Annotated in this window: 12 protein-coding genes; 11 read left to right on the top strand and 1 reads right to left on the bottom strand. The window is 33.2% G+C overall.

The window, feature by feature from the left end:
- Positions 1-25: 25 nt before the first annotated feature.
- Complete coding sequence (locus R4Y45_RS07195; protein ID WP_339970535.1) at positions 26-754, bottom strand: polyphosphate polymerase domain-containing protein; 729 nt, start codon at positions 752-754, stop codon at positions 26-28.
- A gap of 137 nt (positions 755-891) precedes the next feature.
- Here R4Y45_RS07195 and R4Y45_RS07190 point away from each other — a divergent pair, with 137 nt between their 5' ends.
- From R4Y45_RS07190 to R4Y45_RS07140, 11 genes are all read left to right on the top strand, one after another.
- On the top strand, positions 892-1,566 hold the full coding sequence (locus R4Y45_RS07190) for a response regulator transcription factor (protein ID WP_339970533.1): 675 nt from the start codon (positions 892-894) through the stop codon (positions 1,564-1,566).
- Positions 1,566-2,864, top strand: coding sequence for a sensor histidine kinase (locus R4Y45_RS07185; protein ID WP_339970531.1), 1,299 nt, complete (start codon positions 1,566-1,568; stop codon positions 2,862-2,864). Before R4Y45_RS07190 ends, R4Y45_RS07185 begins: the two co-directional genes overlap by 1 nt.
- A 132-nt stretch (positions 2,865-2,996) precedes the next feature.
- Positions 2,997-3,704, top strand: coding sequence for an acetolactate decarboxylase (gene budA, locus R4Y45_RS07180; protein ID WP_339970529.1), 708 nt, complete (start codon positions 2,997-2,999; stop codon positions 3,702-3,704).
- 140 nt (positions 3,705-3,844) lie between these two features.
- Positions 3,845-4,876 carry a branched-chain amino acid aminotransferase gene (locus tag R4Y45_RS07175; protein WP_339970527.1) on the top strand — a complete coding sequence of 344 codons (1,032 nt, stop codon included), beginning with the start codon at positions 3,845-3,847 and terminating at the stop codon, positions 4,874-4,876.
- Between the two features lie 28 nt (positions 4,877-4,904).
- Entirely contained in the window at positions 4,905-5,870 is a 966-nt protein-coding gene (locus R4Y45_RS07170) for a S66 family peptidase (protein WP_339970525.1), read from the top strand.
- 132 nt (positions 5,871-6,002) lie between these two features.
- Positions 6,003-6,368: a GntR family transcriptional regulator gene (locus R4Y45_RS07165; protein ID WP_339970523.1), complete on the top strand. Its 366-nt coding sequence runs from the start codon at positions 6,003-6,005 to the stop codon at positions 6,366-6,368.
- Between the two features lie 3 nt (positions 6,369-6,371).
- Positions 6,372-7,244 (top strand): ABC transporter ATP-binding protein, encoded by an 873-nt coding sequence (locus R4Y45_RS07160; protein ID WP_339970521.1) that lies wholly within the window; start codon positions 6,372-6,374, stop codon positions 7,242-7,244.
- Positions 7,245-7,266: 22 nt separating this feature from the next.
- Positions 7,267-7,884, top strand: coding sequence for a hypothetical protein (locus R4Y45_RS07155; RefSeq protein ID WP_339970519.1), 618 nt, complete (start codon positions 7,267-7,269; stop codon positions 7,882-7,884).
- 20 nt (positions 7,885-7,904) lie between these two features.
- Complete coding sequence (locus R4Y45_RS07150; protein ID WP_339970517.1) at positions 7,905-8,534, top strand: hypothetical protein; 630 nt, start codon at positions 7,905-7,907, stop codon at positions 8,532-8,534.
- Positions 8,531-9,139 carry a hypothetical protein gene (locus R4Y45_RS07145; RefSeq protein WP_339970515.1) on the top strand — a complete coding sequence of 203 codons (609 nt, stop codon included), beginning with the start codon at positions 8,531-8,533 and terminating at the stop codon, positions 9,137-9,139. The genes R4Y45_RS07150 and R4Y45_RS07145 overlap by 4 nt, the downstream gene beginning before the upstream one ends.
- The gene (locus R4Y45_RS07140) at positions 9,136-9,750 is read left to right on the top strand and encodes a hypothetical protein (protein ID WP_339970513.1); all 615 of its coding nucleotides are present in this window, start codon (positions 9,136-9,138) and stop codon (positions 9,748-9,750) included. Before R4Y45_RS07145 ends, R4Y45_RS07140 begins: the two co-directional genes overlap by 4 nt.
- The last annotated feature ends 69 nt before the right edge of the window (positions 9,751-9,819 follow it).

Genomic DNA, 9,819 nt, shown 5'->3' with positions numbered 1-9,819 from the left:
TGCGGATGTTGAATTTTGTAATAAACTAGATAACACTTAAAAGCTCCTTTTGTGAATTGAGTAAGTGATGTTGATAAACATAAGCGTATTTTGAAAATTTACCTTTGGTAATGCCGTGTTTCGTCAATAATTGACTGAACCAAAGTGGATAAGCTCCCATAGCTTTTACTTCCATTAGCACGTCAAAGTGGTTAGTTACACGATTACCGTAAGTCCCATACTCGAGATCAAGGTTGGTATCTCGAAAACGGATGTTTTGATCGAAAGTGACCCGGAAATCAGGTTGTTCGTGACAGAAGTAAGAAAGACGGTCATACATAATGGCTACTCGAGGGTAAAGCCTTGAATTTGAATTGAATAACCAATTAATTTCACGTGCAATTTGTGGGTGGGTGACATAATTTAAGTCAAGCTTACGATTTAACTTGAATAATTGGTAATCATTATAGGAAAGTGTGAGCCGTCTTTTGTAGACAATGCCTCGAACTTTCTTTTTGATTTCCAAGAAAAATTGACCATTAGAATCAAACTGTCCGTATTGTCTGATTCTGAATTTTTCTTTGTAGTCAGGTTTTTGCATGGAATGATTAATAAACTTAAAGTCGTCGGTATCATAATAAATAGAAGAAATGGTGTGTTCTCCGAATTGATCAAGCGACATGTGGTGTTCTAAGTCTGCTTTAAAAGCTCTGAATTGTTTAGTTGAGAGTAAATATTTATTTTCTTTTCGTTCAAAGACGTGTTTTAATTTCATTAAGTAAACCTCCTGTTTTTTGCTGATGAGGTTATATTACGGGCTGAACCTTAAACGGACCTTAAACTCAAAAATTAAGTTTGATTTAGGGTAAAAAAGCTATTATTAACTCAAACAAAATAAAGGAGACGATTAAAATGATTAAACTGTTAATTGTTGAAGATGAAAAAAACTTAGCACAAAATATTGAAAGAATTGTAAGTGATATTGCCCAGACAACGGTAGTTTACGATGGGGCTGAGGGATTATTTGAAGCGGAGTCTGGTATTTATGATTTGATTATTTTGGATTTAATGCTACCTGAAATGAATGGTTATGAAGTTCTAGCTAAACTGCGTCAAACCAGACAAACACCTGTCTTAATTTTGACAGCAAAAGACGGTCTTGAAGATAAAGTTGAAGGTTTTCAAAAAGGAGCCGATGATTATTTAACTAAACCTTTTCATCGAGAAGAATTATTGATGCGGGTTAAAGCACTACTTAAGCGTTCATTAGGTGTTTTTGATGAGGAAACAATCAGTTATGGTGATTTACGCTGTTTACTCAACAACAAGCAAGTTTACTTTCAACAAGAAGAGCTACCCATTCAAGGTAAAGAGTTTGAATTACTGGTTTACCTCATCCAAAACCAGGATATTATTTTGACTAAGGAACAAATTTTTGATCGGATATGGGGCTTTGACTCAGAAACAACGCTAACAGTTGTCGAGGTTTATATGAGTAGATTACGTAAACACTTGGCACCCACGAATTTTCAGCAAAATATTCAGACATTGCGAAATGTTGGGTATATTATGAAAGGAAGTAATTAATGAACACTGATTTAACCAAAAGACAACGATTACGTTTTTTCTTGATTAATTGTAGTGCGTTTGCGATTATCTTTTTGTTATTGGGTGTGATCACCATCACTTTATTGAATCAGTCGGCATATAGTCAGACTGATGAATCGCTAGTCCGCATGAGTCGTGATACAAAAACCATTGATTTAGAAATTAAGCGTTATGAACAAAAAAATCCCTTCCTATTTCAAAGGAGTGGGGATAATCAACCGATGAACAATCGATTTAATACACAAATTATTTTGTGGTCTAAAGATGGTCAAATTTTAAATAAGGATTCATTGGGTGCTAAGTTCACCCCGATTAATGATTTGACTTTAAATACCGAACATATCGATAAAGTTCATGCTTTTTCATTGAAGAATCAAGATTCAGAAACGTTGAACTTTCATAGTTACTTGATTAAAGCAAGTAGTTTGGATAATCAAGTAGCCTATGTTCAATTTATTACGAATACTAACCCAATTCAGTCTTCTCTTGAAAATTTCAAAATGATATTGATTATTGGATTAATCGTGTTTTGGTTATTATCAATTGGATTAAGTTATTATTTATCTAAATACAATATGAAGCCGGTTTTAAAATCGTGGCGTAAGCAACAAGAGTTTGTTGAAAATGCTTCGCACGAATTACGAACCCCGTTGACTATCATTCAAAACAATCTAGAATATTTATTTACAAAGCCAAATGATAAAGTGATTGACCAAGCTGATTCAATTGCACAGTCACTTAATGAAGCTCGCAGGTTGAAATCATTAACTTCTGATTTATTAACGTTAGCTCGAAGTGACACAAATGAGTTAACTTTATTTAAAGAGCCAACGACAACTCATGAATTTATTACTAAATTGACTCAACCATTTATTGAGATGGCAGAATTAGGAGATAAATCCTTTTATGTTTTGAGTAATGAAGAGTTAATGGTTAATTTTGATGTAAAAAAAATACATCAAGTTATCGTTATTTTGTTAGATAATGCTTTGAAGTACACGAAAGCTGGCGACAGCATTACAGTTTCTTCTATAAAACAAGGCAATTTTTGGCAGCTGACTATTCAAAATACAGGCCCTTCAATTGATCCAGAGAATCTTCCTTATTTATTTGATCGTTTTTATCGTCAAGATGATGCACGTTCAAAAGAAACAGGTGGTTATGGGTTAGGATTAGCGATAGCACAGCAAATTGTAAAAGATCATGCTGGGAGCATTAAAGTCGAAAATATAAAACCACAAGGTGTTAAATTTAGCGTCAAAATACCCCTTGATTAGCATTTTTTAATCAGTAGACTTTCGTAATGCGTATTGTAGGGTATATAATAGCTAAGATACTTAGCCAAATTACAGAGTAATAGCTGCTAATATTTGACTATGTAATCTTACTAACTAATTAGGAGTGATAACATGTCAGAATTATTTCAACATGGAACTTTAGCACTTTTAGTTCCAGGTCTATTAGAGGGTACCATGTCTATTCAAGATGTTTTAAAACACGGGGACACCGGAATTGGAACAGGTCAAGGATTAGATGGCGAATTGATTGTCCTAGATGGTACAGCTTATCAAGTTAATGGTGAAGGAAAAGTAACAGTAGTGAATGATACTGATTTCAAATTACCATTTTGTGATGTTCATTTTGCTAATTTTAAGCTATTGAAAGCTGCCAAAAATTTAAAAATGACTGATGTTGAAAAAACAGTTTTTGAAGATGTCGATTACCGAAATGTTTTCTTTGGTGTTAAAATTACCGGTAATTTTTCAAAAGTTAAGGCGCGTTCAGTTAATAAACAAGATAAGCCTTATCCATCATTAACACAAACAGCAGACCAACAATCTGTGTTTAATCACGAAGATATTAACGGTACAATTATTGGTTATTATTCACCTCATATCTTTAATGGCCCAGCAGTCGGAGGATTCCACTTACACTTTATTTCAGAAGATAAAACAGTGGGAGGCCACCTACTAGACTTTGAACTAGCAGATGGTGAGATTTCACTTCAACCTTTCGAAACATTGAATCAACACTTTCCTGTAGACAATCAAGAATTCATGTCACATGATTTTGAGAAAGATGATATTGCTTCAGCTATTGATTACGCAGAAAAATAAAAAAAGAAAGTAACTTATCTTATTTGATAAGTTACTTTTTTATTTAATTTTTTTTTAATAAAAAACAACCTATATCATTGACATACTCCTCTTAAAATGATAAAAATATTAAAAAGAAAACAAAAGAGGGAGATATTAGTATGACAAGAGTAAACGCAAAGGATATTGATTTTAATAATTTAGGATTCGACTATATGGACTTACCTTATCGCTATATTGCCAGATATCGTAACGGCCAATGGGAAAAAGGGGAATTAAGTGACGACAGTGACTTACATGTAAGCGAAGGGTCAACTGCCTTACACTACGGTCAGTCAGCATTTGAAGGCTTAAAAGCTTACCGTACACCAGAAGGCAAAGTGCAGTTATTTCGACCAGATCAAAATGCTAAAAGACTCATCGCATCTTGTAACCGTTTATTGATGCCAGAATTTCCTGAGGAAGATTTTATTGAGGCAGCTAAAGAAGTTGTTAAAGCAAACTTAGACTTTGTACCACCACATGAATCAGGTGGAACACTTTATTTAAGACCAATTATGATGGGAGTCGGCGGACAGTTAGGGGTTCATCCAGCTAAAGAATACATTTTTACTATCTTTGCTTCTCCTGTAGGAGATTACTTCAAAGGCGGTATGACACCAACTAGTTTTGTGACCTCTGATTATGATCGTGCTGCACATCAAGGAACCGGTAAAAGCAAAGTTGGGGGTAACTACGCGGCCAGTTTACTACCAGGTGAACAAGCTAAAAAAGACGGCTATTCTGATGTTGTTTACCTTGACCCATTAACTCATCAAAATATTGAAGAAGTAGGGGCTGCTAATTTCTTTGGTATTACCAAAGATAATGAGTTCAAAACGCCATTATCTCCTTCTATTTTGCCAAGTATCACCAAGTATTCATTACTTTGGTTAGCAGAACATCGTTTAGGATTAAAAGTTTCAGAGTGCGATATTCCTGTTGATGACCTTGACCAATTTAAAGAAGCTGGAGCTTGTGGAACTGCTGCTGTTATTTCACCAATTGGTTCTTTAACTCACCATGATAAAAAGCATGTTTTTTACAGTGAAACAGAAGTAGGGCCTCTAACTACTCAATTATTTGATACTCTAAAAGGTATCCAATTTGGAACGGTTGAAGCTCCTGAAGGTTGGATTGTACCCGTTGACTAATCAATTACAATAGAAAGTAGCTGGACAAATGATTACACCTCAAAAATTATCGCCAGGAGATGAAATTCGGATTATTACACCTAGCAGTTCCTGGGCGAGAGTCGGCGGATTTGAAGCTAATTTAAAGTCTAAAGAAAAACTAGAATCATGGGGTTTGAAAGTCACTTTTGGTCGGCATATTGAAACTTCAGATATTCAAGATTCGCTTCCTATTCAAGATCGTGTTGATGATATTCATGAAGCATTTGCTGATCCCAATATTAAAGCAATTTTGTCATTAATCGGTGGATTTACTTCTAATGAATTACTGCCATATCTAGATTATGAACTAATTCGTAACAATCCTAAAATCATCTGTGGTTTTTCAGACTTTACCGCTTTAGCCAATGCAATTACAGCTAAAACGGGATTAGTCACTTATTATGGTCCTGCTTATGTCACATTAAAAATGTCAGATGAACAAGGACAATATCAAGATGATTGTTTCAAAAAGGTCTTGTTTGGTTCAGAAGCAACAAAATTAGTAGCTTCAAAAACATGGTCGAGTGATGCATGGTATGATCCTACAGCTTCTAGAAACTACCATGATAATCAATGGCAAGTTTATTCTGAAGGACACATTAAAGGTCAAACCGTGGGTGGTAATTTAGATACCTTTAATTTACTAGCTGGTACACCTTATCAGCCTGAGCTGGACGATAAGGTTTGGTTCTTTGAATTTTCCGAAGAAATGCATGGTATTGAATTATCAAGGTACCTAGCTCAGTTACTTCAAATTAGTCAAAAACCTAAAGCTTTGTTGCTGGGGCGTTTTCCAAAAGAAAATAAAATGACTAAAGAATTGTTACATTATATTTTAGATAAGTTCCCTATTTTTAAACAACTACCAGTTATTTACGATGTTAACTTTGGTCACGCCCAACCTATTTTAACCTTGCCCTTAGGCGGTTTAGTCGAGATTGAGACTAAAACAAAATCTATTACAACTTTATGATTTTATAAATTTATAACCACTATTCTTTTTGAATAGTGGTTTTTTATATTGTTTATTTAAGTTGACATTTTAGTCGTTAGGTTTTATGGTTAGTTACATGAGTAATTAACCAAAGAAGTAGAGGTGACCTTAATGGAGTTTAGTTTCACAGATTCACAACCTCTTTTTAAACAGGTCGCAGAACAGATTGAAACAGCTATTTTGAATGGTTCGTTTGCAGAAGGTGATCAAGTTCCTTCTACAACTGAAATTTCAAAACGCTACCAATTAAATCCAGCTACCGTCTTGAAAGGAGTCAATCTGCTCGTATCAAAACAATTGATTGAAAAGAAAAGGGGAATTGGTATGTTTGTTTCATCAGGAGCACGAGAGCGTCTCAGAGAAGAGTACAGTAAAGCTTTTTTGAATAATCATGTTAGCCAGTTAATTGAAGAAGCAAAGAATTTGGGAATTACATCAGATAAATTAATTGAAATGATTGAGAAAGGATACGAATAAGTTATGAGTTTAAAAATAAAACACTTGAGCAAGAGTTTTGGTACAACAGAATCATTAAAAAATGTGAGTTTAACATTTGAACCGCAGACTATTTACGGTCTATTAGGACGTAATGGAGCAGGTAAGAGTACGTTGATGAGTATTTTAAACAACCGTATTATTCCAAATGATAATTCAGAAACTAAAGTGACTTTAGATGATGAACCGCTGCTTGAAAATGATAAGCAATTGAGTCGATTATTCTTAATGAGTGAGGTTAACCTTTACCCTAACAATATGCGAGTTAAAACCATTTTTAAATGGACTGAGCGTTTCTTTGGCGACTTTGATTGGGATTTAGCTCAACGTATGACTGATCACTTTAACTTAAACACCAAAAAACGTTTGCAGAGCTTATCTACTGGTTATCGTACTATTGCTAAAATCATCATTGCATTATGTACACCTTCTGATTATGTCTTTTTAGATGAACCGGTTTTAGGAATGGATGCCGCAAATCGTAAATTATTCTACAGTTTCATCATTGAAGCTTATGAAAAAAGACCGCGAACATTTGTGATTTCAACGCATATCATTGACGAAATTGCTTCACTAATTGAAACAGCGATTGTCATTAATAATGGCGAGATTATTTCTCAAATTGATATAGACGAGTTGCAGATGAAAGGAAAAGTGGTCTCAGGACCACAAGAAGACGCTACAATTTACACGGCTAACTTGAATGTAATTGGTGCAGATTACTTGGGGGGATCTGCTGACATCTATACTATCGGTGATTTACCTAAGCCAGTACCTGCCAACTTAACTGTTAGTGGTATGACTCTGCAAAATTACTTCGTTCAATTAACAACAAGAGATACCGACAAGTTGAACTAAACAACAAGAGGAGGTCAGTTATATGAAAAATAAAGCTTATCAAAAATATTATCGCTCCTCGTTGTATTTTTTCCTTTATGGTGCCATTTTATTAGTCATCATATTATTAAACATGCCTTTTAAGGGGTTCATACTCAACAATCCAATTACTTATTGTTATTTTTTGTTTTTCTTTATGATGGAATTACCAGTAATGATGAATTTTGGCATTAGCAATCAAATGACAAGGCATCAAATAGCCAAAAATCAACTAAAGCAAGTCTCGATAATTCATTTGATTTTGACAGCGTGTTTACCACTCACTTTATTTTTATTTGGATCACCATTTAAATTGAATTTATTATATATGGCGAGTTTCTTTATTTTCTTAACTTTTAGTAAATTAACGAGTTATGTTTTGATTTTGATTATTAGTTTAATACAAGACACTAATATTAAGTTGATTTTGATAGCAGGTGTTTTATTTGGTGGAAGTACTATTGGTGGTTTTATGGCATGGTGGCAATTAGGAGATGCTACCTTATCATTAGCCATGCAAAGTTTAATGGCATTGGGGTTAAGTGCAGCAACTGTAGTTTTGCTGGGACTTTATCTTTATTTAATGCAACATGTATCAGTTTACACAAAGCTACAAAAGTAATATAAAAGGGGAATTTATAAATGATAGCGACTATTTTTAAACAAAAATCACTAAAAAAATCAGTTTTGGGGTTTATGATTAGTTTTTTGGTGGAGCTAGGTTGGTATAGTTTCGCAAATTCTAGCTCGGTCGACTTATCAATTAGTTTTGTTATTTTGGCTGGATTAATGGGATTAGAATTAGAAAGTATTATCACAAATTTAAATAAAAAAAGTTACATCAAGGGGTTGATGTTAACAACGATCATATCTGGAGGATTATTGACGTTGTTGGGATATGTCTTTAAGTTATGTCTCACATCGAACGTCACATTATTTGGTTTTTATCACTTGTCAGTGTTCAGCACATCATATTGGGGATTGTTCTTATTAAGTCTGAGTGCTTTTAATTTTGCCTCATTAATCTGGCTACTTATTCAGCGTCGTAGCTTCACATTAATCATAGTGCCATTCTTGTTTATAATTTCTGAGTTATTAGTTCCTTATCTCTTCCTATTTCATTTAGCAGGGAGTGTACAGTTGATTGTTTTTGGGGTGTATCAACTGGCAGTCATTTCAATTGAGTTACTTGAATTAAACTATTATCTAAAAACAACACTTTTTGGTTCTCAAATAATTTCAAAAAGCTGTGAAAGGAGCTATCTAGTATGAAAATAAGTCTAAATCAGCTGTATGCTTATAATCGTCCTTTTATAATCGGAACATTTATTTGGCTATTTGCATACAGTAACTATTCGATATCAGCAACATCATTTCTATGGATATTTCTGGTATACATCATGAATTTTTACTATGGCATTAACTTCTTTTCGTTAAATTATAATATCAGTCGAAAAACTTGTTTTAATACGATGTTGTTAAGTACTTTGTTAATGACAGTATTTAATGTTGCACTTGTCTTTTGCTTAAACCACTTTACCTCGATTTCAATTAATATTTATGGATTTCGTGTGACGAATCAATTATTATCGTTATCGATTTTTGGATTTATTATCGCTTTGTTAGTCTTACATATGCTTATTTTCTATTATACTAATAATCAAAAATCTTATTTAAGTTATATCATTGCCGGACTACTTATATTTTTTGAACTCATTTTTGTAGTGGTAGGCTTAGTTTTTGGAATAACAAATCAAACATTTCCTGAAGAGGGGCTATTATTACTGTTAGTATTATGGTTTGTTTTATTAGCTGGAATATTTAGATATTTTATTCTGAGAATTGATATTTCAAAAAAGAAAAGTTGGCGGTCATGATGAAAAAAAATCAGATGATTTACTACAGTGAGTATTTTATTGTTGCAATGATTGTGTTAATTGTAGCTTCATTTTTTAATATTAATAGGAGTACAGAATGGGTAATAGGATTACTTATGGTAGCTTCCTTATATTTAAATCGACAATCCCCCTATTCATTGGGATTTAACCAAAGCAGGAAAACCTTTTTAAAATTAGTGATTTTTGAATCAGTATTAATGGCAATAGTCAGTATAATGGTCGTTGCTGTGATTAATTTATATAACCCAAACAGAATTTTTCTATTTAATTTAAAAATTGATAACCAATTACCTTTATTAATATTTTGGGGATTAACAGTTGCCACAATTATCGTCATCAGTTTTAGTCTGGCATTACAGCGTTATGATCAGCGAATTATGGCACAAATTGTTTTAACTGTCTTTCTCTTAATTTTACCTTTAGTGGCAAATAATAGTGAAATTACTCCTTATGGAGGGTTCGTAAAGCAAGTTATCAATGATGCTATTCTTCTAATTTTTTATATCATTCAAATTAGAATTTTCAATTATTATTTAAAACTAGCGAACTTGTACAAAGATCCCGACAGTAAGTGGCATTCATATCAGTAAGGAGGAATTAGACGTGCTAAATTCTTTAAAAAATAGTTTTTGGTATAGCAGAAATATAACATTATTAGC

Source organism: Holzapfeliella saturejae (assembly GCF_037546065.1).
GTDB classification, from domain to species: domain Bacteria; phylum Bacillota; class Bacilli; order Lactobacillales; family Lactobacillaceae; genus Holzapfeliella; species Holzapfeliella saturejae.
This window is presented reverse-complemented; position numbering and strand designations above follow the sequence as displayed.